25 protein-coding genes are annotated in these 23,867 nt (G+C 67.0%); 21 read left to right on the plus strand and 4 right to left on the minus strand.

Annotated elements, in window-relative coordinates; translation table 11 throughout:
* Positions 1-5: 5 nt before the first annotated feature.
* The gene (locus CK498_RS18075) at positions 6-911 is read right to left on the minus strand and encodes a LysR substrate-binding domain-containing protein (RefSeq protein ID WP_095622254.1); all 906 of its coding nucleotides are present in this window, start codon (positions 909-911) and stop codon (positions 6-8) included.
* Between the two features lie 112 nt (positions 912-1,023).
* Here CK498_RS18075 and CK498_RS18080 point away from each other — a divergent pair, with 112 nt between their 5' ends.
* From CK498_RS18080 to CK498_RS18110, 7 genes are all read left to right on the plus strand, one after another.
* Positions 1,024-2,067: an isopenicillin N synthase family dioxygenase gene (locus CK498_RS18080; protein ID WP_176475837.1), complete on the plus strand. Its 1,044-nt coding sequence runs from the start codon at positions 1,024-1,026 to the stop codon at positions 2,065-2,067.
* Positions 2,064-2,894, plus strand: a complete 831-nt coding sequence (locus CK498_RS18085) for a hypothetical protein (protein ID WP_095622256.1) — start codon at positions 2,064-2,066, stop codon at positions 2,892-2,894. Before CK498_RS18080 ends, CK498_RS18085 begins: the two co-directional genes overlap by 4 nt.
* Positions 2,895-2,926: 32 nt before the next feature.
* Complete coding sequence (locus CK498_RS18090; protein WP_095622257.1) at positions 2,927-4,063, plus strand: ABC transporter ATP-binding protein; 1,137 nt, start codon at positions 2,927-2,929, stop codon at positions 4,061-4,063.
* A 72-nt stretch (positions 4,064-4,135) separates the two neighbouring features.
* The gene (locus tag CK498_RS18095) at positions 4,136-5,245 is read left to right on the plus strand and encodes an ABC transporter substrate-binding protein (RefSeq protein ID WP_095622258.1); all 1,110 of its coding nucleotides are present in this window, start codon (positions 4,136-4,138) and stop codon (positions 5,243-5,245) included.
* 22 nt (positions 5,246-5,267) lie between these two features.
* A complete protein-coding gene (locus tag CK498_RS18100; protein ID WP_095622259.1) occupies positions 5,268-6,101 on the plus strand; it encodes an ABC transporter permease in 834 nt (277 codons plus the stop codon).
* Between the two features lie 15 nt (positions 6,102-6,116).
* The gene (locus CK498_RS18105; protein WP_095622260.1) at positions 6,117-6,932 is read left to right on the plus strand and encodes an ABC transporter permease; all 816 of its coding nucleotides are present in this window, start codon (positions 6,117-6,119) and stop codon (positions 6,930-6,932) included.
* A 27-nt stretch (positions 6,933-6,959) separates the two neighbouring features.
* A complete protein-coding gene (locus CK498_RS18110; protein ID WP_095622261.1) occupies positions 6,960-7,733 on the plus strand; it encodes a class II aldolase/adducin family protein in 774 nt (257 codons plus the stop codon).
* Positions 7,734-7,802: 69 nt separating this feature from the next.
* Here CK498_RS18110 and CK498_RS18115 read toward each other — a convergent pair whose 3' ends face one another.
* Positions 7,803-8,597, minus strand: coding sequence for an inositol monophosphatase family protein (locus tag CK498_RS18115; protein WP_095622262.1), 795 nt, complete (start codon positions 8,595-8,597; stop codon positions 7,803-7,805).
* A gap of 197 nt (positions 8,598-8,794) precedes the next feature.
* Between CK498_RS18115 and trmJ the strand changes: the two genes are divergently transcribed.
* The 14 genes from trmJ to der all read left to right on the plus strand — a co-directional run bounded on the left by trmJ (position 8,795) and on the right by der (position 22,170).
* The gene (trmJ, locus tag CK498_RS18120; RefSeq protein ID WP_095622263.1) at positions 8,795-9,571 is read left to right on the plus strand and encodes a tRNA (cytosine(32)/uridine(32)-2'-O)-methyltransferase TrmJ; all 777 of its coding nucleotides are present in this window, start codon (positions 8,795-8,797) and stop codon (positions 9,569-9,571) included.
* 101 nt (positions 9,572-9,672) lie between these two features.
* Positions 9,673-10,512: a serine O-acetyltransferase gene (gene cysE / locus CK498_RS18125; protein WP_095622264.1), complete on the plus strand. Its 840-nt coding sequence runs from the start codon at positions 9,673-9,675 to the stop codon at positions 10,510-10,512.
* A gap of 87 nt (positions 10,513-10,599) precedes the next feature.
* Complete coding sequence (iscR, locus tag CK498_RS18130; protein ID WP_095622265.1) at positions 10,600-11,070, plus strand: Fe-S cluster assembly transcriptional regulator IscR; 471 nt, start codon at positions 10,600-10,602, stop codon at positions 11,068-11,070.
* Complete coding sequence (locus tag CK498_RS18135) at positions 11,067-12,215, plus strand: aminotransferase class V-fold PLP-dependent enzyme (protein WP_095622266.1); 1,149 nt, start codon at positions 11,067-11,069, stop codon at positions 12,213-12,215. Before iscR ends, CK498_RS18135 begins: the two co-directional genes overlap by 4 nt.
* A gap of 85 nt (positions 12,216-12,300) precedes the next feature.
* On the plus strand, positions 12,301-12,627 hold the full coding sequence (locus CK498_RS18140) for a HesB/IscA family protein (protein ID WP_095622267.1): 327 nt from the start codon (positions 12,301-12,303) through the stop codon (positions 12,625-12,627).
* A 249-nt stretch (positions 12,628-12,876) separates the two neighbouring features.
* Positions 12,877-13,302, plus strand: a complete 426-nt coding sequence (gene ndk, locus CK498_RS18145; protein WP_095622268.1) for a nucleoside-diphosphate kinase — start codon at positions 12,877-12,879, stop codon at positions 13,300-13,302.
* A 65-nt stretch (positions 13,303-13,367) separates the two neighbouring features.
* The gene (rlmN, locus tag CK498_RS18150) at positions 13,368-14,495 is read left to right on the plus strand and encodes a 23S rRNA (adenine(2503)-C(2))-methyltransferase RlmN (RefSeq protein WP_076749183.1); all 1,128 of its coding nucleotides are present in this window, start codon (positions 13,368-13,370) and stop codon (positions 14,493-14,495) included.
* Between the two features lie 130 nt (positions 14,496-14,625).
* A complete protein-coding gene (gene pilW / locus CK498_RS18155) occupies positions 14,626-15,372 on the plus strand; it encodes a type IV pilus biogenesis/stability protein PilW (RefSeq protein ID WP_095622269.1) in 747 nt (248 codons plus the stop codon).
* Positions 15,373-15,402: 30 nt separating this feature from the next.
* Complete coding sequence (locus tag CK498_RS18160) at positions 15,403-16,464, plus strand: RodZ domain-containing protein (protein ID WP_095622270.1); 1,062 nt, start codon at positions 15,403-15,405, stop codon at positions 16,462-16,464.
* Between the two features lie 10 nt (positions 16,465-16,474).
* Positions 16,475-17,590 (plus strand): flavodoxin-dependent (E)-4-hydroxy-3-methylbut-2-enyl-diphosphate synthase, encoded by a 1,116-nt coding sequence (ispG, locus tag CK498_RS18165; RefSeq protein WP_095622271.1) that lies wholly within the window; start codon positions 16,475-16,477, stop codon positions 17,588-17,590.
* A 10-nt stretch (positions 17,591-17,600) separates the two neighbouring features.
* Positions 17,601-18,908 carry a histidine--tRNA ligase gene (gene hisS, locus CK498_RS18170; protein ID WP_095622272.1) on the plus strand — a complete coding sequence of 436 codons (1,308 nt, stop codon included), beginning with the start codon at positions 17,601-17,603 and terminating at the stop codon, positions 18,906-18,908.
* A gap of 54 nt (positions 18,909-18,962) precedes the next feature.
* Entirely contained in the window at positions 18,963-19,622 is a 660-nt protein-coding gene (locus CK498_RS18175; RefSeq protein ID WP_095622273.1) for a YfgM family protein, read from the plus strand.
* Positions 19,619-20,770, plus strand: a complete 1,152-nt coding sequence (gene bamB, locus CK498_RS18180; RefSeq protein WP_095622274.1) for an outer membrane protein assembly factor BamB — start codon at positions 19,619-19,621, stop codon at positions 20,768-20,770. The genes CK498_RS18175 and bamB overlap by 4 nt, the downstream gene beginning before the upstream one ends.
* The gene (gene der, locus CK498_RS18185) at positions 20,767-22,170 is read left to right on the plus strand and encodes a ribosome biogenesis GTPase Der (protein ID WP_095622275.1); all 1,404 of its coding nucleotides are present in this window, start codon (positions 20,767-20,769) and stop codon (positions 22,168-22,170) included. Before bamB ends, der begins: the two co-directional genes overlap by 4 nt.
* 60 nt (positions 22,171-22,230) lie before the next feature.
* On the opposite strand, the gene CK498_RS18190 is transcribed toward der, so the two are convergent.
* Positions 22,231-23,322 carry a PQQ-dependent sugar dehydrogenase gene (locus CK498_RS18190; protein ID WP_095622276.1) on the minus strand — a complete coding sequence of 364 codons (1,092 nt, stop codon included), beginning with the start codon at positions 23,320-23,322 and terminating at the stop codon, positions 22,231-22,233.
* Positions 23,319-23,768, minus strand: coding sequence for a hypothetical protein (locus CK498_RS26620; RefSeq protein ID WP_095622277.1), 450 nt, complete (start codon positions 23,766-23,768; stop codon positions 23,319-23,321). The genes CK498_RS18190 and CK498_RS26620 overlap by 4 nt, the downstream gene beginning before the upstream one ends.
* Positions 23,769-23,867: the final 99 nt, after the last annotated feature.

The following is a 23,867-nucleotide window of genomic DNA, read 5'->3' on the forward strand; positions in this document are numbered from 1 at the left end:
AGCTACTAGCGATTCGATCGCAGCGTGCGCTCGATGCGCGCCTGTATCCAGTCACAGAACAGCAGGATGCGCGGTTCATCGACACGATGGGCCGCACACACCAGGTAGTAGGCCTGGGGGGCTGGCACTTCGGCGTCGAACAGCCTCACCAGGTTGCCCCGCGCAAAGTCCTGGGCACAGACGATGCGATCCCCCAGGGCCACGCCGAACCCTGCCGCCGCCGCCTCCAGCGTCAGGTGGGCGCCCCACAGATGGGTGCCATGCCCCAGGTCGCGGATATCGGCCCCCGCCGAGGCCAGCCAGCGCTTCCAGTTGCCCCCCGCATCCTCATGCAGCAGCCAGCCGCCGCGCAATTCGCTCACCTGGCGAGGTTGATCGCTGGCGGCGAAAAAACGTGGATGGCACACCGGCGTCATGTCGAAATTGGCCAGCAGCCTAACGTGCTTGCGCTCCCACTCGCCGTCGCCGTAGACCACCGCCAGGTCGTAGTCGGCGGTGGCCACCTCCTCGTCATCGAGGTTGCGCGGCACCACGCTGAGCTCGATGTCGGGAAAGGCGGCGCGGAAGTCGCGTAGCTGATGCGCCAGCCACTTGGTCGCCAGGGTCGGCGGGCAAGCGACATGCAGGCGCCCCTCCACCGACGGCAGGCCCAGCTTGAGGGTGCTCTCGGCCAACAGCCGCAGCGCTTCGCGGACCTGACGCGAGTAGACCAATCCCGCCTGATTCAGCCGCAGCTGGCGTCGGTCGCGATGAAACAGGCTGACGCCCAGCGCCTCTTCCAGCGACTTGATCTGATGGCTCACCGCGCCATGGGTGACGTGCAGCTCCTCGGCCGCCTGCTTGACGCTTTGCAGCCGCGCCACGGCCTCGAAGGCACGCAGGGCATTGAGCGGTGGCAAGGGTCTCCTCATGGCAATTTTTCTCACATGTCGGGACAAAAAATATGAATTTTATTATCAACACATTGTTGCCAATCTGAAAGCGGCTCCACGCCACCTGCGCCACTTTTCCGAGGACTCTGTGATGAAGGCACCCGACAGCGCCGCCACCCGCCGGCCACGCAATCCCGATCGACTGGCCCGCGACAAGGGGCGCGCCTTCTCTCACGTGCCGGTGATCGACTTGGCCGCGGCGCTCGGCGCCGAGGCCACGGCCGAGAGCCGCCAGGCGGTCGCCGACGAGATCGGCAAGGCTTGCGAACAGGTCGGTTTCTTCTACGTCGCCAACCACGGCATCGCCGACGACACCATCGCCGCCGCCTGGGCCGCCTCGCGGCGCTTCTTCGCCCTGCCGCTTGAGCACAAGCAGGAGATCCATATCAGCAAGCTGCCCAACCACCGCGGCTACCTGGGCATCGGCGAGGAGACCCTCGACCCCTACGCCGCCGACAGCAAGGAAGTCTTCAAGGTGGGGCTCGAACTGCCGGCGGACGATCCCGACTTTCAGAACGGCATCATCATGTATGGCCCCAATACCTGGCCACGCGACCTGCCCGGCTTCCGCCAAGACGTCTATGCCTACTACCAGCAGATGTTCGGCCTCTCGCGGGAGCTGTTTCGCCTCTTCGCTCTGGCCATCGGCATCGATGAGCATTTCTTCGATGACAAGATCGACAAGCCCATGGCGCAGCTCAATCTGATCCGCTATCCGGCCCACGAGGGCGAACCGCGGGTCGGCATAGGTGCCCATAGCGACTACGAATGCCTGACCCTACTGGCCCAGGACGACGCCGGGGGACTGGAGGCGCGCAATGCCAAGGGCGAGTGGATCGCGGTACCGCCCATCGCGGGCACCTTCGTGGTCAATATCGGCGACATGATGGCGCGCTGGACCAACAACCGCTTCGCCTCGACGGTGCACCGGGTGTTCAACCGCTCGCAGCGCGAGCGCTACTCGATGCCGTTCTTCTGCGGCTGTAACTACCACACCGTGGTCAGTTGCCTGCCCAACTGCTCGAGCGACAGCGAGCCGCCACACTATCCCGATACAGTGGCGGGCGAGCATCTGGTTGGACGGCTCGACGCCACCAATGCCCACCGCCAGCCGCCGCAGGGGTCACCAAGATGAGCGCCACGGTTCCCGATTGGCTGCGCGGTGTCTGGCAGCGAGTACGCATCGACCACGCCGACGGAGGCCAGGACACCAGCACGCGAGTGTTCTGGTTTCAGGGCCTGAGCCACTACGGCGACCTGCGTATCGCGGCCTCGCGCCCGCAGGTGAGCCAATTTGGTGCCTCCCCCTCCGCCGATTTGGCCCTGGCGCACCAGCAGGGTGCCACCGGACGCTGCCACTGCCCCGGCCATCAAGCCATCTGGCAACGCGAATGGGGCTACCAGCCGGTGGTCGATTTCCCCGAACCGGGTGACCTCGAAGCGCGCGGCTCAGTGGTGATCGAGCGAGCCCCCTCCGGGGCCTACGAGGAGGAGTGGCATCGGCTGACGCCGCCCGACCCCAGCATCCAGGTGTGGCGGCGCGATGACAGCCGCGCCCGGCTGCTGGTCATCGATGGCTACGCCATGCTGATCGCGCGTCGCCCGGTGGAGCCGGCACCGCGCCCCTTGGCGGCTCTGCTCACTGAGGGCACGGCCGCCGCACACCAGCTGCTCGACTGCGAAATCTCCTGCGCGGTGCGCGCCGCCCCCGGCGAGGCCTTCGTGATACAGCTGTCGACCCTGCCCTGGCGCGAGCAGCAGCCGCTTGCACTGTGCAATGGCCGCGGCGAGATCACCGCCCCCGGCTGGCAGCTGGAGGAGCACCACGCTGGCAGTCCCGCTACTGGCTACTCCAATAGTCCCGCTACCGACTATTCCGACAGCGTCTCTGCGACAGGCCCCCGGCCAGCATCTACGAGCTCGAATGCCAAGATGGTACGCGCCTTGCAGGTGAAACGATGATCGACACCCTCCTACGACCGCCAGGTACCACAATGACAAACCCACCCTCGCCGCTGCGCGATGTGCCCCCGGTCAAGGCGCCGCCCCATGCGGGCGACGTGCAGCTCAGCGTAGAGGGGATCCAGCAGCGCTACGGCAGCTTCCTGGCGCTGGATGATATCTTCATCGATATTCGCCGCGGCGAATTCCTGACCCTGCTCGGCCCCTCGGGCTCGGGCAAGACCACCCTGCTGATGATTCTCGCCGGCTTCATCACGCCGAGTGCCGGGCGGCTCAAGACCGCTGGCCAGTACATCACGCTGCGCCCCGCGGAGAAGCGCCAATATGGCATGGTCTTCCAGGGCTATGCGCTCTTTCCGCATATGAGCGTGGCCGAGAACGTCGATTTCCCGCTGCGCATTCGCGGCATGGACCGCGCCACGCGCCGCCAGCGCGTGGCCCGCATGCTGGAAACGGTAGGGCTGACCGAGCACGCCGGGAAAAAGCCCAGCGCACTATCGGGTGGCCAGCAGCAGCGGGTCGCCCTGGCCCGGGCGTTGGTCTTCGAGCCCGAGATGCTGCTGCTCGACGAGCCCTTCTCGGCGCTGGACAAGAACCTGCGCGGCCAGCTCCAGGACGAGCTCAAGCGTATCCACCGCGAGATGGGTACCACCTTCGTCTTCGTCACCCACGATCAGAGCGAGGCGCTGGCCCTCTCTTCGCGCATCGCCATCTTCAATCAGGGCCGTATCGCCCAGCTCGATACGCCGGAGCGGCTCTACACCTCGCCCCACGACCGCTTTGTCGCCGAGTTCCTGGGGCGCATGAACCTGCTACCGCTGAGCGACGTGCAGCGCAACGGCCGGCGCGTGACGGGCCGCTTCGGCACGGCGCCGCTGTCGGCGCTGGGCGAGCGCCACTTCGCCCACGACGCACTGCTGATTGGGATTCGCCCCGAACAGCTTGAGGTCGCGCTTGAACGCGACGACGCCGGTGCGCGCAACTGGCTGGAGGTGACCCTCACCGAGCGCACCTACCAGGGCCATAGCCTCGACCTGACGCTTGCCGGCGCGGACCATAGCGTGCTGACCACCAGCATCGCCATGACCCACCCCGCCGCCTCGCTGCCGCTGGGCGAGCGGCTGTGGCTGCACTGGGGGATCGATGAGGGCATCGTGCTGGAGGCCTGAGCGACGCCCCGTAACACGCGCATCACCACCGCCGATGTCGGCTTGTCACAACACCAACAAGGATCCATAGCCATGCATCAGTCCCATCAGCAAGACTGTATCGAACTGCTGGTTGAAAAGGCCCGCCGCGGCCAGATCGACCGACGCAGCTTCCTCAAGGCCGCCGGCATGCTGGCGGCGTTGCCGCTGGCCATGCGCAACGGTATCGGCTGGGCCCAGGAGCGCCCGATCGTGCTCGTCAACTGGGGCGGCGACGCCATCGATGCCTACCGCCGGGCCTGGACCGAGCAGTTCAGCCGCGAAACCGGGATCGCGGTACGCATCGATGGCAGCGGCCCCACCGAAGGCGCCATTCGCGCCCAGATCGCCTCAGGCCGCCCGAGCTGGGACGTGGTGGATGCCGAGCCCTTCACCTCTCTGACCCTGGGGCGCGAGGGCATGATGCGCCCGCTCGACTACTCGCTCATCGAGCGCGCCAAGGTCAACGAGGCGTTCGCCACCGACTACGGCGTGGCCAGCTATCTCTACAGCTATGTCATCGCCTGGGACAAGCAGCGCTTCGAGGAGACACCGCGCACCTGGGCCGACTTCTGGGACGTCGAGCGCTTCCCCGGCAAGCGCACCATGTACAAGTGGATGAACGGCGTGCTCGAGGCCGCCCTGCTAGCCGATGGCGTGGCCGTCGCAGATCTCTACCCGCTGGATATCGCCCGCGCCATGGACAAGCTGGACGAACTGCGCCCGCATATCCTCGCCTACTGGGGCTCCGGCGCCGAGAGCCAGCAGCTGTTCCTGGACGGCGAGGTGAGCATGGGCCAGATCTGGAATACCCGCGCCATCGTCCTCGAGCGCGATACCGAGGGCCGGGTCGGCTGGCACTACGATAACGCCTGCGTCACCCCCAGCAGCTGGGCGGTACTCAACGACAACCCGGCCGGGGCCGAGTCGACCATGCGCTTTATCGACCACGCCCTCGAGCCCGAGGGTCAGGTGGAACTGCTCGAGCTGCTCGGCAATGGCCCCTCCAACCCGGCCGCTGCGGCGATGATTCCCGAGGAGCTCGTCGAGCTCAACTGCGGCTCCGAGGAGAACCTCGCCAAGCAGTTCAAGCTGGATATCGAGTGGTATGCCGATCACTACGGCAGCGTGCTCGACGACTTCCTGACCCGCACCGGGGCTTGAGCGCCCCCTGAGGAGAGCGAGCATGGCGAGAATCTCCGCGCGTTGGCAGCACCGCCTGCTGCTATGGCCGCTGCCGGCCGTGCTGCTGCTCTGCTACGTGCTGCCGTTCGCCGGCATCGCGGTCTGGAGCGTCACCCTGCCAGAGCCAGGCATGGCCAACTATGCGCGGCTGGCGACCGACGGCTCCATCCATGCCGTGCTGTGGCGTACGCTCTACCTGTGCGCCACGGTCGGCGTGCTCGCCCTGCTGCTGGCGTTCCTGATGGCCTACTGCTGGCTCTACAGCTCTCCCGGTTGGCGGCGTTGGGTAGAGCTCTGCGTGTTCCTGCCGTTCTGGATCTCGGTGCTGGTGCGCACCTTCGGCTGGCTGATTGCGCTGCGCAGCAACGGGCTGGTCAATGGCTGGCTGGAGGCGCTGGGGGTGATCGATTCGCCGCTGGCCCTGACCCGCAACTCCCTCGGCGTGGTGATCGCCATGGTCCACTTCATGGTGCCCTTCGCCTTCTTTCCGCTGGTCTCGTCGATGCGCCAGATCGATGACCGCGTGCTGCTGGCGGCGCGCGGCCTGGGGGCCTCGCGATGGCGGGTGTTCGTGTCGATCTTCCTGCCGCAGACGCTACCCGGCCTGCTCGGCGCCTTCATCATGGTATTCGTGTTCTGCCTGGGGTTCTTCGTGATCCCGGCGATCCTCGGCGGCGGGCAGACCGTGATGGCCGCCGAGTACGTCTTCCTGCAGATGTTCCAGACCTACAACTGGGGCATCGGCGCGGCGATCTGCATGCTGATGCTGGCGCTGGTCTCCGGCCTGGTCTGGATCCTGCTGCGCTTCTCCCGCGTTGAGCGCCTGGTCGGCTAAGGGGCAAACCAAACCATGAACATCTATCGCGCCGGCTGGCTGGCCAAGCTGCTCGCCCTTGTCACCATGGGCTTCCTGATGCTGCCGCTGATGGCCGTCATACCGGTCTCGTTTACCGGCAAACGCTATCTCTCGATGCCCGAGGGGGACTGGTCGTTGCGCCACTATGCGTCGCTGCTGAGCTCCCCCGAGTGGCTCGGCAGCCTGCTGCACAGTAGCGTGGTGGCGGTATGCGCAGCGCTGCTGGCGACGCTGCTGGCCACCGCCTTCGTGATCGCCATCTGGTACCGCAGCGGCGCCTGGACGCGCTGGCTGATCGGCCTGTGCATGCTGCCGTTGATCGTGCCGCCGGTGGTCTCGGCGATGGTGCTCTACTTCATGACCACGCGAATCTCGCGCATCGCCCCCGGGCTCGGCTATGACTCGCTACCCGGGGTGATTCTGGCCCACACGCTGTTGATCGTGCCCTTCGGCGTGATCAACATGCTGGTCGCCATCAGCCGTATCGACAGGCGCATCGAGCTGGCCTCGCGCAACCTCGGCGCCAGCCTGTGGCAGACCACCTGGATGGTGATCCTGCCCAACCTGCGCCTGGCGATGCTGACCACCTTCCTGCTCTGCTTCGTGCTCTCCTGGGAGGAGATTGCCGTCACGCTGTTCATCACCAGCTGGGAAGTCGTTACCCTGCCACGCCAGATATGGGGCGGCCTACGTGATAACGTCGACCCCGTCGTGGCGGCCATTTCCACGCTGCTGATCGGCATCGTCCTGCTCTTGCTGCTGACGCGCATGGCGATCGAAAGCTGGCGAGAGGCTCGTCGCATTGGCTAATTCAAGCTGGAACTCACCGGGAGCACCATGACAGCACCGATAGCATCCCAAGCGCCGCGCGGCTGCAGCAACGAGGAGTGGCAGGCACGCTGCGAGCTGGCCGCGCTCTACCGCCTGATCGCCTACTACCGCATGACCGATCTGATCGACACCCACCTGACGCTGCGCATTCCCGGGTCGCCAGAGCATTTCCTGATCAACCACTACGGGGTGCCCTTCGAGCAGATGCGCGCTTCGGACCTGGTGCGCATCGACCATCAAGGCCGGGTCGCGGATCCGCTCAATCCCGATGGCCGAATCAACGTCGCCGGTTTCGTGATCCACTCGGCGATTCATGCCGCACGCCCCGAGCTCGCCTGCGTGATTCATACCCACACCGCCGCGGGGATGGCGGTCTCGGCCCAGGCCGAGGGGCTGCTGCCGCTGACGCAGCATGCGATGAAGTTTCACGGCAAGCTCGCCTACCACGAGTATGAAGGCGTCGCCCTCGACGTCGCCGAGCGCCAACGGCTGGTGGCCGATCTCGGCCCGCACAAGGCGATGATCCTGCGCAATCACGGCCTGCTTGCGGCGGGAGAAAGCGTCGCCGAGGCGTTCATGGAGATCTACTTCCTCGAGCGCGCCTGCCAGGCCCAGGTGCAGGCCCTGGCCGGCGGCCGCGAGCTGCATCTGCCCAGTGAAGCCGTGCAGCGGCATACCGCGGCCCAGTTCGCAGCCGAAGGCGAAGGCGAGATCGTCGACCTGGCCTGGCGCGCGGCGCTGCGCCTGATCGAGGAGCAGCGCCCAGACTACTGCCGTTGAGCCTGCCGTAACGCAAAACGCCCCCGCCGACGGTGGGTCAGCGGGGGCGTGGCGTAAATGCAGGAATGCTTAGAAGTGTGGCGCCAGCTGCTGCACCAGCGCCTTATAGAGGCGCGGGCTGGCGGCCATCAGCTGGCCTTCGGTGTCGACGCTGGGGCGGCCGTCGAGGCTGCCCATCAGCGCGCCGGCTTCCTTGAGCAGCAGCGTACCGACCAGCTTGTCCTGCTCCTCGAGACCCAGCACGAAGGCGGCATCGGCGCGCCCAGAGGCCAACTCGACGATATCCAGCAGGCCGCTGCCGGTAGCGCGCTGCACTTCGATCTGCGGGCCGAGCTGCTGGATCAGCGTCAGGTAGGCCGGCAGGTGGCGCGGCCGCAGCCAGCTCTCGGGCAGACTCATGGCGATCCGCGCGCCACCGATGGCCGAGGTCTTGGGCACGCGGATGCGCTTGCCGTTGTACTGGGCACCGCGGCCACGACTGGCGAGAAATTCGTCGTCGCTGAACGGACAGATCACCACGGCGTGCTCGGGGCGCCCCTTGACCAGGCATACCAGCGACAGGGCGAAGCCGGCGCTGGCCACACTGAGGTTGGAGTAGCCGTGGAAGGGCTCGATGACCCAGTGCATGTCGCGGCCTTCGCCCTCGCCTTCGCGGTACGGGGTATAGCGGCCTGAGATGCCGTGCTGCGGGTAGCCCCGCGCCAGCTGACGGGCAATCAGGGTCTCGGCGTTGCGAGCGGTGTCTTCCAGCAGACGCTCGATATTGTGTTCTTCGTGGGCGTTCTCGATACGCTCACGAATGCGCAGAAACTGTTCGGCGGCGCTGCGCGCAGCGCGCAACCCGAATTGGACCATCGGATGCATGATCGGGCCTTGAGAAGTCGGTAGCTGTTAAAGAACGTGTTGCACGATTGAGCCGCGCTAAGAACTTGGCTGACGGGCGACGCCGCGCATGCTAGCAGAAAGCGCCGTCGGGGGCCATCGTCGACGCCTCCGGCCTGCGCAGCGCGCCACCGTCATGCTAGACTATGCGCCCTGAATGCACTGCGCCAAGGCTCTCCATGCTCGACTCCATCCGCATCGTGCTGATCGGCACCAGCCACCCCGGCAATCTCGGCGGCACCGCGCGCGCCATGAAGAACATGGGGCTCGGCGACCTGGCACTGGTGGCACCGCGCAGCGAGCACCGCTCGGCGGATGCGATTTCGCGCGCCTCCGGCGCCGATACCATCCTCGCCGCGGCACAGCGGGTCGAGACCCTGGAGGAAGCGGTCGCCGACTGCAGCCTGGTGGTGGGCGCCAGCGCCCGCTCGCGCACCCTGCCGTGGCCGATGCTCACCCCGCGTCAGCTCGGCGAGCGCTTACCCGGCGAGTTGGCCGGCGACGGCACCCGGGTGGCGCTGGTGTTCGGCCGCGAGGATAGCGGTCTGACCAACGCCGAGCTGCAGCGCTGCCACGCCCATGTGCATATCCCCTCCAATCCCGAGTTCAGCTCGCTCAACCTGGCCACCGCGGTGCAGGTGCTGGCCTACGAGTGCCGCCTGGCATGGCTCGCCGCCGAGCACGGCGAGGCACCGGAAGTCACCGAGCAGGAGCAGCCGTTCGGCGTGGCCTGGGACAACCCGCCGGCCAGCCATGCCGACCTCGAGCGCTTCTTCGAGCATCTCGAGCGGGTGCTGATCGACGTCGACTTCCACGACCCGGCCAAGCCGCGCCACTTGATGGCGCGGCTGCGCCGCCTCTATCTACGCGCACGCCCCGACCAGATGGAAGTCAATATCCTGCGCGGCATGCTCAGCGCGGTGGAGAAGCGCTGTAGCGAGCCCCCGCGGGGCTAGCCAGCGCTGCCTTGCAGGGGGCCGACCCCAGCCCAATAATGAACTCAGCCGCCTACGGTCGCGCCTGTGCGACCGGCCCACCGTCATTCAAGGATTGCCGCATGTTTGCCCGACTGCGTGAAGACATCAACAGCGTATTCGCCCGCGACCCCGCGGCGCGCAACTTCCTCGAGGTACTGACCAACTACCCCGGCCTGCACGCCCTGCTGCTGCACCGCTGCGGCCACTGGCTGTGGCAGAAGAACCTCAAGTGGCTGGCGCGCACTCTATCGACTTTCTCGCGCTGGCTGACCGGTATCGAGATCCACCCCGGCGCGACCATCGGCCGGCGCTTCTTCATCGACCACGGCATGGGCGTGGTGATCGGCGAGACCGCCCTGGTCGGTGACGACGTGACCCTCTACCAGGGCGTCACCCTGGGCGGCACCAGTTGGAACAAGGGCAAGCGCCACCCGACGCTGGGCGACGGCGTGATCGTCGGCGCCGGTGCCAAGATCCTCGGCCCCTTCACCGTCGGCGCCGGCGCCAAGGTGGGCTCCAACGCGGTGGTCACCAAGGAGGTGCCGGCCGGCGCCACGGTGGTCGGCATCCCCGGCAAGGTCGTCAAGCGCGCCGACCCCGATGTCGAAGCCGTGCTCGACGTCGACCCGGCCCGGCGCGAGGCGATCTGCCAGAAGTTCGGCTTCGATGCCTACGGCGTCAGCCAGGACATGCCCGACCCGGTGGCGCGCTCGATGCAGGCCATGCTCGATCATATGCACGCCGTCGACGAGCGCATCGAGCAGATGTGCGGCACGCTGCGCAAGCTCGACGCCAGCTATCGCGATGGTCGCCTGCCGGAACTGCGCGACGAGGACTTCGCCGAGATTCTCGACGACGTCGACAGCTGCTGCCCGCCGCGCGACGAGCAGCCACCCGATGATGGCAGCGACAACCGCTGAGCCAGGCAGAGCGGCTAAAGTTGACCCGGGTGCTGGGTTATTCCCATAATGGCGCTTTACGATCCGCCATCAGGCTGCGATGACCCTATGCGCTTGACCACCAAGGGACGCTACGCCGTCACCGCGATGCTCGACCTGGCCCTCAACGCCAGGCACGGCCCCTCCTGCCTGGCCGATATCTCCAAGCGCCAGGAGATCTCGCTGTCGTACCTCGAGCAGCTGTTTGCCCGCCTGCGCCGGGCTCAGCTGGTCAAGAGCGTGCGCGGCCCTGGCGGCGGCTACCAGTTGGCCCATCCGCCGGCCAGCATCTCGGTGGCGCGGGTCATCGACGCGGTCAACGAGTCGGTGGATGCGACCCGCTGCCAGGGGCTGTCCGACTGCCAGCGCGGCGATGTCTGCCTGACCCATCATCTATGGTGCGAGCTGTCCCAGGAAATCCACGGCTTCCTCGACGGCATCACCCTCGGCACCCTGGTCGAGCGCCACGAGGTGCAACACATCGCCGCGCGCCAGCGCCGCCGCACCGACGACGCCACCATCGCGGTGTCGCCGCCATGAGCGCTCCGATCTACCTCGACTACGCCGCCACCACCCCGGTCGACCCCCGCGTCGCCGAGGTCATGGCCGGCCACCTGACCATGGACGGCACCTTCGCCAATCCCGCCTCGCGCAGCCATATGCCCGGCTGGCTGGCGGAGCAGGCGGTGGAAGGTGCGCGGCGCCAGGTCGCCGACCTGATCGGCGCCGACCCCCGCGAGATCGTCTGGACCAGCGGCGCCACCGAGGCCGATAACCTGGCGCTGATCGGCTTCATGCGCGCCAATCGCGCCCGCGGCCGCCACCTGGTGACCTCACGCATCGAACACAAGGCGATCGTCGACACCGCCAAGGCACTCGAGGCCGAGGGGTTCGAGGTGACCTGGCTCGACCCGCAACCCGACGGCCGCGTCACGCCCACCCAGCTGGCCGAGGCGCTGCGCGACGACACCGTGCTGGTGTCGCTGATGGCGGTCAACAACGAGCTCGGGGTGATCAACGAGCTGGCCGCGCTGGCCGAGGTCAGCCACGCCCGTGGTGCGGCCTTCCACGTCGATGCCGCCCAGGCCGCCGGCAAGCTGCCGCTGGACATCGCCGCCATGGGCATCGACCTGCTGTCGCTGTCAGCGCACAAGCTCTACGGCCCCAAGGGCATCGGCGCGCTCTACGTACGGCGCAGCCCGGACATCCGCCTCGAGGCACTGATCCACGGCGGCGGCCACGAGCGCGGCATGCGCTCCGGCACCCTGGCCACCCATCAGATCGTCGGCATGGGCGAAGCCTTCGCCCTGGCCAGCGCCGAAGGCGAGGCCGACCAGCGTCACATTACTGAACTGCGCGACCGCTTCCTGGCCGGCCTTGCCGACCTCGACGGCGTGCATCGCAATACTGCGGTCGAGGTGGCGGTGCCCAACATCGTCAACCTGGCCTTCGACGGCGTCGATGGCGAGTCGCTGCTGATGGCGCTACGCCACCTGGCGATCTCTACCGGCTCAGCCTGCAACTCAGCGAGCGTCGAGCCATCTTATGTACTGAAGGGTATCGGGGTGCCGCGTTCCCGGGCACTGGCCTCGTTGCGCTTCAGCTTCGGCCGCTTTACCCGGCGCGAGGATGTCGACACCGCCATCCACGAGCTGCGCCACGCCATCACCGCGCTGCGCCGCTGAGCGGCGAGCCGTGGTTACCCTTTATGCCACGCCCTTTATGCTAGAGTGGCTGCCATCGGGCAGCGTTTCTCAAGGAGGCAACATCATGGCCCATCTTTCGATCACTACCGCCGCCGCCCAGCAGATCCAGCAGGTGCTGGAGGAGCGTGGTCAGGGCCTTGGCCTGCGCGTCACGGTCAAGCCCAGCGGCTGCTCGGGCTACAGCTACGTGCTCGACTTCGCCGACGAGGCCGCCGCCAACGACGTGTCCTTCGAGGAGCACGGCGCACGCGTCTTCGTCGCCCCCGAGGCGCTGGAGATGCTCGACGGCAGCGAAGTCGACTACGTCTCGGAAGGACTCAACCGCTTCTTCCGCTTCAACAACCCCAACGTCAAGGATCAGTGCGGCTGTGGCGAAAGCTTCACCGTATGAGGCACCGTGGCGCGATGATTGTTGGATGCCACGGGAAAGCGCTATAATGCGCGGCTAATTGGAACGGCGGCGCTTGCGCCGCCAGCCCTTGCGCCGATCCTGATTCACGTCGCGCCGTCCGCGGCTCCATGTTTGTCATGGCTGCCGCGGGCGGCGCGATGTCATCCGCGATGAGCCGCTTGCACCCTTGCGTTTTCATACTGCCCGTTTCGCACTGCCTTTTCACACCACCCAACGGAGACACGTCCCATGGCTACCGAACGCACCCTGTCCATCATCAAGCCCGATGCCGTCGCCAAGAACGCCATTGGCGAGATCATTGCACGCTTCGAGAAGGCCGGCCTTCAGGTCGTCGCCGCCAAGATGCTGCATCTCGATGAGGGCAAGGCCGGCGGTTTCTACGCCGAGCACAAGGAGCGTCCCTTCTTTGGTGACCTGGTCGGCTTCATGACCTCTGGCCCGGTGGTGGTGCAGGTGCTCGAAGGCGAAGGTGCGATTGCCAAGAACCGCGAGCTGATGGGCGCCACCAATCCCAAGGAAGCCGCCGCCGGTACCATTCGCGCCGACTTCGCCCAGTCCATCGACGCCAACGCCGTGCATGGCTCCGACTCCGCCGCCTCGGCCGAGCGCGAGATCGCCTACTTCTTTGGTGCCGACGAGATCTGTCCGCGCTGAGGAAGCGCGTCACGCCTTCCCGCAGGGGCGCCCGGCGCCCCTGCCCCACCGACTCGCTGACCGCCATGACTGCCACTACCGCTCCTCAACGCACCAACCTGCTGGGCCTGTCTCGTGAGCAGATGGAGGCCTTCTTTCTCTCCATCGGCGAGAAGAAGTTCCGTGCCGCGCAGGTCATGAAGTGGATTCACCACGAAGGCTGCGACGACTTCGAGGCCATGACCAACCTCTCCAAGGCGCTGCGCGCGCGACTGGCCGAGGTCGCCGAGATCCGCGGGCCGGGAGTGGTCTATGAAGGCACCTCCAGCGACGGCACCCGCAAGTGGGTGCTCGAGGTGGAGGACGGCAGCTACGTCGAGACCGTGCTGATTCCCGCCGACAACGGCTCGCGCCGTACCCTGTGCGTGTCGTCCCAGGTCGGCTGCTCGCTGGACTGCAGCTTCTGCTCTACCGGCAAGCAGGGCTTTCAGCGCAACCTCACCGCCGCCGAGATCATCGGCCAGGTGTGGGTCGCCAGCCGCAGCGCGGGGCCGCAGAAGGATACCGCCCAGCGTGCCGTCACCAACGTGGTAATGATGGGCATGGGCGAGCCGCTGATGAACTACGACAACGTGGTGCCGGCGATGAAGCTGATGCTCGACGACAGCGCCTACGGCCTGTCCAAGCGTCGCGTCACGCTGTCCACCTCGGGCGTGGTGCCGATGCTCGACAAGCTGGGTGACGACATCGACGTGAGCCTGGCGATCTCGCTGCATGCCGCCACCGACGAGCTGCGCAGCGAACTGGTGCCGATCAACCGCAAGTACAACATCCGTGCCCTGCTCGACGCCTGCCACCGCTACCTGGCCAAGTGTGACAGCGCCCGCGTGGTGACCATCGAGTACACCCTGATCAAGGACGTCAACGACCAGCAGCAGCACGCCACTCAGCTGGCCGAACTGCTGCGCGAGCTGCCGTGCAAGATCAACCTGATCCCATTCAACCCCTTCCCGCACTCGGGGTATGAGAAGCCGTCGCGCAATCAGGTGATGCGCTTTCAGCAGTGGCTCTACGAGCTGGGCTACAATGCCCCGGTTCGCACCACCCGCGGTGACGACATCGATGCCGCCTGCGGCCAGCTGGTGGGTCGTGTCAAGGATCGCACCAAGCGCCACGCCCGCTATATTCAATCGATTCAGCTCGACGCCGACTGAGGCGGGTGGCGACCTTGACTTCAACCGGACACAGCGCTTTGATGGGTAGGTTTTTCAAGCTGTTGTTGCACATTGCCGCCTCCGCACGGCTACCCGATGCGACCATACTTCCATGCGCCGAGAGGACTCGATGATTCGTCGCTACACCCAGCCAGGATGCCGCTCGCTACGGCCGTTACTGATCGGCCTGTTCGGCGTCGCCTGGCTGACCGGCTGTAGCAGCCAACCGGCACAGCCAGATAGCGGCACCAATCCGGCCGAGGCCTACACCCAGCTGGGCATGGCCTACCTCGAACGCGACAACCTCCCGCGTGCCCAGGGCGCCTTGAGCCGCGCCCTGGCGATGGCGCCCAACGACCCCGAGACGCTGCAGGCGCTGGCCATGGTCTATCAGCGCCAGGGCGAGGACGAACTCGCCGACGAACACTTCCAACGCGCCCTCTCGGCCGATGCCGGCTACACTCGGGCGCGCAACAACTATGCGGCCTTCCTGTATGACCAGGGCCGCCTGAGAGAGGCCTGCACGCAGCTCGAGCAGGCCACTCACGATACCCAATACGACAATCGCGCCCAACTGTTCGCCAATCTTGGGCAGTGCCAGCGCGAAATAGGCAATCTCGGCGCGGCAGTCACCAACCTCGAGCGCGCCCAGGCCATCGACTCGCGCAGCCCGCGCAGTTATTTCACGTTGGCCGAGATCGAATATGCCCGGGGCAACAATGCGCGGGCCTGGGAACAGCTGCAATCGTTCATGCGCCTGGCTGGCACTACGCCGGCCAGTCTCGAACTGGCCCGCGACATCGCCGATGCGCGTGGCGACAGCGAGAACCGGCGTTTCTTCACCGAGCAGCTCAATGCCCTGGGTCATGCACCCTGATCACCGAATATTGACGAAGGATGCTCAGCCATGAGCGACACTCACGATAACGACGTAGCGGACTTTGCCCCCCAATCGTCACCCGGCGATATGCTCAAGCGCGAACGCGAGCGCCAGGGCATGCCCCTCGACGAGGTCGCCACCGCCCTCAATCTGCGCCCTGCGGTGGTGCGCGGCCTGGAGAGCGACAGCTACGACGAAGTACCGGTGGCCGCCTACCGGCGCGGCTACCTGCGCGCCTACTCACGGCTACTGGGCATCGACGACAAGCCGGTCGTCGTCGCCTACAATGCGCGCTTCGGCAGCGCCGAGACCGAGCGCAAGGTGACCCCGGTGCACGTCACCAAGCCGCCCTCCAAGCTCGGTGCCTGGCTATTCAAGCTGGTCACCCTGCTGGTGATCGTGGCGCTGCTCGGCCTTACCCTGCTGTGGTGGCAGAGCCGTGAAGGCACCGACCTGCTGGGCATGGGCGGCGGCGAACCGGTAGCCGTCGACACCCTCGACGGCACCACCATCACCGAAGGCGAAGAGGACCTCGCCTCCGGCAGTGAGCCGCTGCCGCCGCTACCCGATGATGAAAGCGACCTGGGGCTGGTCGACGACGCCCCGCTCGATGGCCCCAGCAACGATGACCCGCTGATGCCCGAAGAGCCGCTGCTCGACGCCCCCGCCGATGAACCGGCCGCCGAGCCGCTGGTCGAAGATCCAGCACTGGTCGAGGCACCCAGCAACATGGATGCCGCTGACGATGCCGCGGGCAACGACGAGCCGGCCGTGGGCGATCTCGTCGAGGCGGCCAGCGCCGAGGTCGAGGAAGCCAACGCCGCCGATGACACCGGCGCCGCCGACCCTGGCGTACTGCAGCTGACCTTCAACGAACAGTCCTGGACCGAGATCTTCGATGCCGGCAACCAGCGCGTATTCGTCGGCCTGCAGGAGCCCGGCACCCAGGCCACCGTCGAGGGCGAGCCGCCCTTCCGTCTAACCGTAGGCAACGTGACCGGCGTCGAGCTGCGCTATCTCGGCGAACAGGTCGACCTGGCCGGCTATGCCGGCAGCAACAACGTTGCCCGCTTCACCCTGGGAGAATGACCTAGTCACTATGCACGCTCAGTCTCCAATCACACGTCGTCAGTCACGCCAGATCCACGTCGGCAAGGTGCCGGTAGGCGGCGGTGCGCCGATCTCGGTGCAGAGCATGACCAATACCGACACCCTCGACGTGGCCGCCACCGTGGCGCAGATCCGTCAGCTCGAGGCCGCCGGTGCCGATATCGTGCGCGTCTCGGTACCCGACATGGACGCCGCCGAAGCCTTCGGCAAGATCAAACGCGAAGTGGCGGTACCGCTGGTCGCCGACATCCACTTCGACTACAAGATCGCCCTGCGCGTCGCCGAACTGGGCGTCGACTGCCTGCGCATCAACCCTGGCAACATCGGCCGCGAAGAGCGCGTCCGGGCAGTGGTCTCGGCAGCCCGCGACAACGGCATCCCGATCCGCATCGGCGTCAACGCCGGCTCGCTGGAGAAGGATCTGCAGAAGAAGTACGGCGAGCCGACCCCGGCGGCGCTGGTCGAATCGGCGATGCGCCATATCGACCACCTCGAGCGCCTCGACTTTCCCGACTTCAAGGTCAGCGTCAAGGCCTCCGACGTGTTCATGGCGGTAGCCGCCTATCGCGACCTGGCCAGCCGTATCGAGCAGCCGCTGCACCTCGGCATCACCGAGGCCGGCGGGCTGCGCTCGGGCACCGTCAAGTCGTCGATCGGCCTGGGTATGCTGCTGATGGACGGCATCGGCGACACTATTCGCGTATCGCTGGCCGCCGACCCGGTCGAGGAGATCAAGGTCGGCTTCGACATGCTCAAGAGCCTGCGGCTGCGCAGCAAGGGCATCAATTTCATCGCCTGCCCCAGCTGCTCGCGCCAGAACTTCGACGTGATCGGCACCATGAACGCCCTCGAGGAGCGCCTCGAGGACGTCATGACGCCGCTCGACGTGTCGGTGATCGGCTGCGTGGTCAACGGCCCCGGCGAGGCCAAGGAAGTCGACGTCGGCCTGACCGGCGGCAGCCCCGCCAACCTCGTCTATATCGATGGCAAACCGGCCAGCAAGCTGCGTAACGATCACCTGGTCGACGACCTCGAGCGTCTGATCAGGGAGCGGGTACGCCTCAAGGAGCAGGCCGAACAGGACGTGCTCGCCAGGGACGCCTGAGCGCCCGGCGATGAGTAAGGAGCAAGCGTTGAGCGACAAGAAGATCCAGGCCATTCGTGGCATGAATGACCTGCTGCCCGACCAGTCGCCGTACTGGCAGTACTTCGAGGCCCAGGTGCAGGGACTGATGCAGCGCTATGGCTATGCCGAGATGCGCATGCCGATCGTCGAGCAGACCGCGCTGTTCGCGCGCTCCATCGGCGAAGTCACCGACATCGTCGAGAAGGAGATGTACACCTTCGACGACCGCAATGGCGACAGCCTCACCCTGCGCCCGGAGGGCACCGCCAGCTGCGTGCGTGCCGCCATGCAGCACGGCCTGCTGCACAACCAGACCCAGCGGCTCTGGTACCAGGGGCCGATGTTCCGCCACGAGCGGCCACAGAAGGGCCGCTACCGGCAGTTCCACCAGGTCGGCGTCGAGACCTTCGGCCTCGAGGGGCCGGACATCGACGCCGAGCTGATTCTGCTCTCGGCGCGGCTGTGGAAGCAGCTCGGCCTGCTCGAGCACGTCACCCTGGAGCTCAACTCCCTTGGCTCGCTGCAGGCGCGTGCCGCCTACCGCGAGACCCTGGTGGCCTACTTCGAGCAGCACCTCGAACTGCTCGACGAGGACTCCCGGCGGCGCCTCACCAGCAACCCGCTGCGCATCCTCGACTCGAAGAACCCCGACATGGCGGCGATGCTCGACGCCGCACCGCAGCTGATGGATCACCTCGACGCCGAGTCCCGCGAGCACTTCGCGGCGCTTACCGCGATCCTCGATGCCGCCGGCATCGGCTATGTGATCAACCCGCGGCTGGTGCGCGGTCTCGACTACTACTCGCGCACCGTGTTCGAGTGGACCACCAGCGCGCTGGGCAGCCAGGGCACGGTGTGCGCAGGCGGTCGCTACGACGGCCTGGTCGAGCAGCTCGGCGGCAAGCCGACCCCGGCGGTGGGCTTCGCCATGGGCATCGAGCGGCTGATCCTGCTGCTCGAGACCCTCGACCTGGTGCCCGCCGAGGCCACCCCGACCCTCGATCTCTACCTGCTGGGCATGGACGCCGCCGCCGGCCGCGAGGCGCTGCTGCTCGGCGAGACGCTGCGCGAGGCGCTACCTGCACTGCGCGTTCAGGTACACTGCGGCGGCGGCAGCTTCAAGAGCCAGATCAAGAAGGCCGACAAGAGCGGCGCGCGGCTGGCGCTGCTGCTGGGCGAGGATGAACTCGCCGGGGACACGGTCACCGTAAAATTCCTGCGCGACGATCGCCAACAGTGCAGCCTGCCGCGTGACGGCCTGGCCGCGGCGCTGAGCGAACTGCTGAACGTTGCTTGATCGCCGCGGCGCCGCGGCGCCGAGGCACGCATTCCGATTGAGAGGAGACCGCCCGTGGCGGAGCTGAGAAGCGAAGAAGAGCAGCTTGATGCCATCAAGGCCTGGTGGAAGCAGAATGGTACCTCGCTGATTGCCGGGGTGGTGATCGCCATCTCCGGCGTACTGGGCTGGAACGCCTGGCAGAACTATCAGGAGAATCAGGCCGAGGCCGCCTCGCTGCGCTATCAGCAGCTGCTCAGCCTGGCCGCCGACCCCGAGCTCGACGAGGGCGGGCGCGCCGAGGCACGCGGGCTGATCGACGAGATCACCGACAACCATGGCCGCACCCTCTACGCCGATCTGGCGCAGCTGATCGAGGCGCGCCTGGCCGTCGCCGAGGGCGACCTGGCCGCGGCGCGTGCCGCGCTCGGCGACGTCATCGACGGCAATGCCCGCGACTACGTCCAGGCCCTGGCGCGACTGCGCCTGGCACGGGTCCAGATCGCCGACGGCAATCCCGAGGCCGCCCTCGAGGTGCTCGACAGCGGCCTGCCCGACTCGCTGTCGGCCCAGCGCGAGGATATCCGCGGCGACGCCTTCGTTGCCCTGGAGCGCGACGACGAAGCCCGTGACGCCTATCGCCAGGCCATGGCACTGGCCGTGGAACACGGCCAGTCGCTGTACGGCGTACAACTCAAGCTCGACAACCTCGGTGCGGAGGATGCCACCCTATGAAACCGACCCTCGTGATCGCCGCCGCGGCGCTGGCCCTGCTGGCCGGCTGTGCCGGCAAGGTGGAGCCGCAGTATCCGCCCAAGGACCTGACCAGTTTCGATGAGCAGGCCAGCTTCAGCACCGCCTGGAGTCAGCGCGTCGGCCGCGGCCTGGGACGCGCCACCTACCCCATCGCGCCGAGCCGCGAAGACGGCGTGATCTTCGCCGCCGACGAGCGCGGCCAAGTCTACGCCATGGACGCCGAGAGCGGCGACACCCTGTGGCGCAGGGATCTCGACACCCCGGTCTCCAGCGGCCTCAACGCCATTGCCGGCCAGGTCTACCTGGGCACCCGCAACGGCGAGGTGCTGGCGCTGAACCAGAACGACGGCGACGTCGTCTGGCGTACCCGCGTCTCCAGCGAGGTGCTGGCCGCGCCCCAGGCCAACCAGCAACTTCTCGTCGTGCAGAGCGTCGACGGTAACGTCACCGCCCTGGACCGCAGCAGCGGCAACGAGGTGTGGGTCCACACCAGCTCGCAGCCGGCCCTCACCCTGCGCGGCACCGGCACGCCCCAGGTCATCGACCCGGTGACCTTCGTCGGCTTTGCCAACGGCCGCCTGGCGACCCTCGACAACCGCAGCGGCCAACCGCTGATGGAGATGCGCATCGCCGTGCCCCAGGGTCGCACCGAGGTCGACCGCCTGGTGGACCTCGACGGCCAGCCGCTGCTGACCCCCGACGGGCGCCTCTACGTGACCAGCTACAACGGCCGTCTGGTAGCCATGGAGGCGACCTCCGGCGAGATTCTGTGGGAGCGCGAGCACTCCAGCTATCTCTCGCCGCTGCTGGTCGGCGACACCCTCTACACGGTCAACGAAGCGAGCCACATCCTCGCCCTCGACGCCCTTTCCGGCCGCCTGCTGTGGCGCTCCGATGACCTCGAAGGCCGCTGGATCACCGCCCCGGCGCTGGCCGACAACAAGCTGGTGTTCGGCGACTTCGAGGGCTATGTGCACCTGCTCGACCGCAACAGCGGCGATTTCGTCGGCCGCACCCGGGTCAACCGCTCGGGCATCAGCCTGCGCCCGCTGACCGATGGCCGCTGGGTCTACGCCCTGGCCAACGACGGGCGCCTCGAAGCCCTGCAGATTCGCGAGACACAATGAACCCAGTCATCGCTCTGGTCGGCCGGCCCAATGTCGGCAAGTCCACGCTCTTCAACCGCCTGACCCGCTCGCGGGACGCCCTGGTGGCCGATTTCCCCGGCCTCACCCGCGACCGCAAGTACGGTAACGGCGCGCTGGGCGACAAGACCTACACGGTCATCGACACCGGCGGCATCAGTGGCGACGAGGATGGCATCGACGCGGCCATGGCCGAGCAGTCGCTGCTGGCCATCGACGAGGCCGACATCGTGCTGTTCATGGTCGACGCCCGCGCCGGGTTGATCGCCGCCGACGAGGCGATCGCCAACCACCTGCGGGTCAACCAGAAGAAGACCTGGCTGGTGGTCAACAAGACCGATGGCCTCGAAGAGCACTCAGCGATGGCCGACTTCTGGCAGCTGGGTATCGGCGATCCGCATCCGATTGCCGCCGCCCACGGCCGCAACGTCACCACCCTGATCGACGAGGTGCTGGCACCGTTCCCCGAGCGCGAGGTCAACGCCGCCCCGACCGATCTCAGCAACGGTGTCCGCATCGGCGTGATCGGCCGCCCCAACGTCGGCAAGTCGACCCTGGTCAATCGCCTGCTCGGCGAGGAGCGGGTGGTGGTCTTCGATGAGGCCGGCACCACCCGCGACGCCATCGAGATTCCCTTCGAGCGCCGCGGCAAGCCCTATGTGCTGGTGGATACCGCCGGCGTGCGGCGGCGCAAGAACGTCAGCCAGATCGCCGAGAAATTCTCGATCATCAAGACCCTCGAGGCGATCAAGGAGTGCCACGTGGCGATCATGGTGCTCGATGCCCGCAGTGGCTTGGTCGAGCAGGACCTGCACCTGCTCGACTACGTACTGAGCAGCGGCCGGGCGCTGGTGCTGGCGGTCAACAAGTGGGACGGCCTGGAGGCCGAAGCCAAGGACAAGATGCGCGCCGAGATCAAGCGCCGCCTGGGCTTCGCCGACTACGCCGAGCTGCACTTCATCTCGGCGCTGCACGGTACCGCGGTGGGCGACCTCTACCCGTCCATCGACCGCGCCTTCGCCTCTGCCAACAGCCACTGGTCGACCAATCGCCTGACCAGCATCCTTCAGGACGCGGTCGGCGAGCACCAGCCGCCGCTGGTCCACGGCCGCCGCATCAAGCTGCGCATGGCCCACCAGGGCGGCAGCAATCCGCCGATCATCGTGGTCCACGGCAACCAGACCGAGTCGCTGCCAGATGCCTACAAGCGCTACTTGACCAACACCTTCCGCAAGGTGCTCAAGGTGCGCGGCACGCCGATCCGCTTCGAGTTCCGCTCCGGCAAGAACCCCTATGACAGCAACGCCGGGGCCAGCGACCGCGAGAAGGCCAAGAAGCGCGAGCTGGGCCGCACCAAGGAAGCGCGCAAGAGCCGCCGCTGACGATTGCTGGTCATGTTCGATTGTCGAGGGGCGCCTGAATCAGGCGCCCCTCGACGTTTCTCACGACGCTGGCACCACCCGTATCAGCGCCCCCTCAGCGTGATCGGTGAGCAGGTAGAGATAGCCGTCGGGGCCGACCCGCACGTCGCGGATACGCGCGCCGAGCTCCTCGAACAGCACCTGCTGCTCGACCACCCGCCCCTGCTCGCGAAGCAGTCGGCGCACCTGCTGGCCGGCCAGCGCCGAGACGAACAGGTCGCCCTGCCAGTCGGGAAAGGCGTCACCGCGATAGAGCGCCATGCCCGACGGCGCGATCGACGGCGTCCAGTGCAGCAGCGGCGGCGTGAACGCCGGCAGCTCGCGAAACGGCGTGATCCGCGCCCCGGTATAGTCGACGCCGTGGCTGGTCAGCGGCCAACCGTAGTTGGCGCCGGGCTGAATGCGGTTGAGCTCGTCGCCGCCGCGCGGACCGTGCTCATTGATCAGCAGCTCGTCGCGCTGATCATCATAGACGATGCCCTGGACGTTGCGATGGCCGATGCTATACAGCTCGGGCCGCGCGCTATCATCGCCGAGGAATGGGTTGTCGTCGGGCACGCCGCCATCGAGAGTCAACCGCACCAGGCTACCCAGGTGATTGCCAGCATTCTGCGCCTGCTCGCGATGGTCGAAGCCATCGCCCAGGGTCAGCACCAGCGTCTCGTCGGGCAGCAGCGCCATGCGCCCGCCGTAGTGGGAGGCGCCGCGCTTGGCCGGTGAGGCGCAGAACAGCACCTCGCCGGCGCTGAGTCCCTCACCGTTGAAGCGCGCCCGGCCCAGGCAGGTGTTATTGGCATTCAGGTCGCCATAGGCGTAGCTCAGGTAGAGCAGCCCGCTGTCGGCGAAGTCCGGCGCCAGCATCACCTCGAACAGCCCCGCCTGGGCCTCGGCGAACACCTCAGGCACCCCGGCTACCGGCGCCTCGCGCAGCTCGCCGTCGGCGTCGACCAGCCGCAGCCGCCCCGGCCGCTCGGTGACCAGCATGCCGCCATCGGGAAGAAACGCCAGCGACCAGGGATGCTCGAGGCCTTCGACCACGGTCTCGAGGCGATAGTCGGCATGGGCCAACCCTGCCAGCAGCGGCGCGGCAAGCCACAGACTCATGCGTTTCATGACGTCCTCCCGGCACGACAGCAGGCATATACCAGGCCGCCCAGGGCAGCACCGCCGAGCATCGCCAGCGTCCCTGAGAGGCTACGCGTCGCGGCAATCAGGGTCGGCATCGGCGCCAGGGCGTCGACGACCAGCAGTGCCAGCCACAGGCCCAGCGCCGCCGCCAGGGGATACAACAGGCCCGCCGGCAGCGCTAGCCAGCGCCTCACGAGCGCCGCCAATGGCAACGCCGCGGCCAGCACTGCCGCGACCAGCCCGGCATACAGGGGCGCGAAACCTAGCAGGTCGTGGACGCTGGTGGTCAGCCGCGTGGTCAGACTGATCTCGGCGCCTAGTGCCGCGATCGCCGCCAGATTGAACTGGGTCTGGATCAGCGACCCGCTCAGGGTCGTCACCAGCAGGGCCAGAACGAAGCCCTTCAGCCGTGTTCTCCACTTCTCTATCATCGGCATTCCTTGACAAAGCAACGGCGGTGGCGGCGTGCGCGAAATTGCTTGGCAGCCAGCTACACTGGCCCTAGAATACGCGCGCCCCGCGACCGCTCC

This window comes from Halomonas salipaludis (assembly GCF_002286975.1).
In the GTDB taxonomy this organism is placed as follows: Bacteria; Pseudomonadota; Gammaproteobacteria; order Pseudomonadales; family Halomonadaceae; genus Franzmannia; species Franzmannia salipaludis.

What these genes read in the sequence shown, in the direction of transcription:
- CK498_RS18075 (WP_095622254.1), bottom strand. Translation starts at nt 911, where the DNA reads ATGAGGAGACCCTTGCCACCGCTCAATGCCCTGCGTGCCTTCGAGGCC.
- CK498_RS18080 (WP_176475837.1), top strand. Translation starts at nt 1,024, where the DNA reads ATGAAGGCACCCGACAGCGCCGCCACCCGCCGGCCACGCAATCCCGAT.
- CK498_RS18085 (WP_095622256.1), top strand. Translation starts at nt 2,064, where the DNA reads ATGAGCGCCACGGTTCCCGATTGGCTGCGCGGTGTCTGGCAGCGAGTA.
- CK498_RS18090 (WP_095622257.1), top strand. Translation starts at nt 2,927, where the DNA reads ATGACAAACCCACCCTCGCCGCTGCGCGATGTGCCCCCGGTCAAGGCG.
- CK498_RS18095 (WP_095622258.1), top strand. Translation starts at nt 4,136, where the DNA reads ATGCATCAGTCCCATCAGCAAGACTGTATCGAACTGCTGGTTGAAAAG.
- CK498_RS18100 (WP_095622259.1), top strand. Translation starts at nt 5,268, where the DNA reads ATGGCGAGAATCTCCGCGCGTTGGCAGCACCGCCTGCTGCTATGGCCG.
- CK498_RS18105 (WP_095622260.1), top strand. Translation starts at nt 6,117, where the DNA reads ATGAACATCTATCGCGCCGGCTGGCTGGCCAAGCTGCTCGCCCTTGTC.
- CK498_RS18110 (WP_095622261.1), top strand. Translation starts at nt 6,960, where the DNA reads ATGACAGCACCGATAGCATCCCAAGCGCCGCGCGGCTGCAGCAACGAG.
- CK498_RS18115 (WP_095622262.1), bottom strand. Translation starts at nt 8,597, where the DNA reads ATGCATCCGATGGTCCAATTCGGGTTGCGCGCTGCGCGCAGCGCCGCC.
- trmJ (WP_095622263.1), top strand. Translation starts at nt 8,795, where the DNA reads ATGCTCGACTCCATCCGCATCGTGCTGATCGGCACCAGCCACCCCGGC.
- cysE (WP_095622264.1), top strand. Translation starts at nt 9,673, where the DNA reads ATGTTTGCCCGACTGCGTGAAGACATCAACAGCGTATTCGCCCGCGAC.
- iscR (WP_095622265.1), top strand. Translation starts at nt 10,600, where the DNA reads ATGCGCTTGACCACCAAGGGACGCTACGCCGTCACCGCGATGCTCGAC.
- CK498_RS18135 (WP_095622266.1), top strand. Translation starts at nt 11,067, where the DNA reads ATGAGCGCTCCGATCTACCTCGACTACGCCGCCACCACCCCGGTCGAC.
- CK498_RS18140 (WP_095622267.1), top strand. Translation starts at nt 12,301, where the DNA reads ATGGCCCATCTTTCGATCACTACCGCCGCCGCCCAGCAGATCCAGCAG.
- ndk (WP_095622268.1), top strand. Translation starts at nt 12,877, where the DNA reads ATGGCTACCGAACGCACCCTGTCCATCATCAAGCCCGATGCCGTCGCC.
- rlmN (WP_076749183.1), top strand. Translation starts at nt 13,368, where the DNA reads ATGACTGCCACTACCGCTCCTCAACGCACCAACCTGCTGGGCCTGTCT.
- pilW (WP_095622269.1), top strand. Translation starts at nt 14,626, where the DNA reads ATGATTCGTCGCTACACCCAGCCAGGATGCCGCTCGCTACGGCCGTTA.
- CK498_RS18160 (WP_095622270.1), top strand. Translation starts at nt 15,403, where the DNA reads ATGAGCGACACTCACGATAACGACGTAGCGGACTTTGCCCCCCAATCG.
- ispG (WP_095622271.1), top strand. Translation starts at nt 16,475, where the DNA reads ATGCACGCTCAGTCTCCAATCACACGTCGTCAGTCACGCCAGATCCAC.
- hisS (WP_095622272.1), top strand. Translation starts at nt 17,601, where the DNA reads ATGAGTAAGGAGCAAGCGTTGAGCGACAAGAAGATCCAGGCCATTCGT.
- bamB (WP_095622274.1), top strand. Translation starts at nt 19,619, where the DNA reads ATGAAACCGACCCTCGTGATCGCCGCCGCGGCGCTGGCCCTGCTGGCC.
- der (WP_095622275.1), top strand. Translation starts at nt 20,767, where the DNA reads ATGAACCCAGTCATCGCTCTGGTCGGCCGGCCCAATGTCGGCAAGTCC.
- CK498_RS18190 (WP_095622276.1), bottom strand. Translation starts at nt 23,322, where the DNA reads ATGAAACGCATGAGTCTGTGGCTTGCCGCGCCGCTGCTGGCAGGGTTG.
- CK498_RS26620 (WP_095622277.1), bottom strand. Translation starts at nt 23,768, where the DNA reads ATGATAGAGAAGTGGAGAACACGGCTGAAGGGCTTCGTTCTGGCCCTG.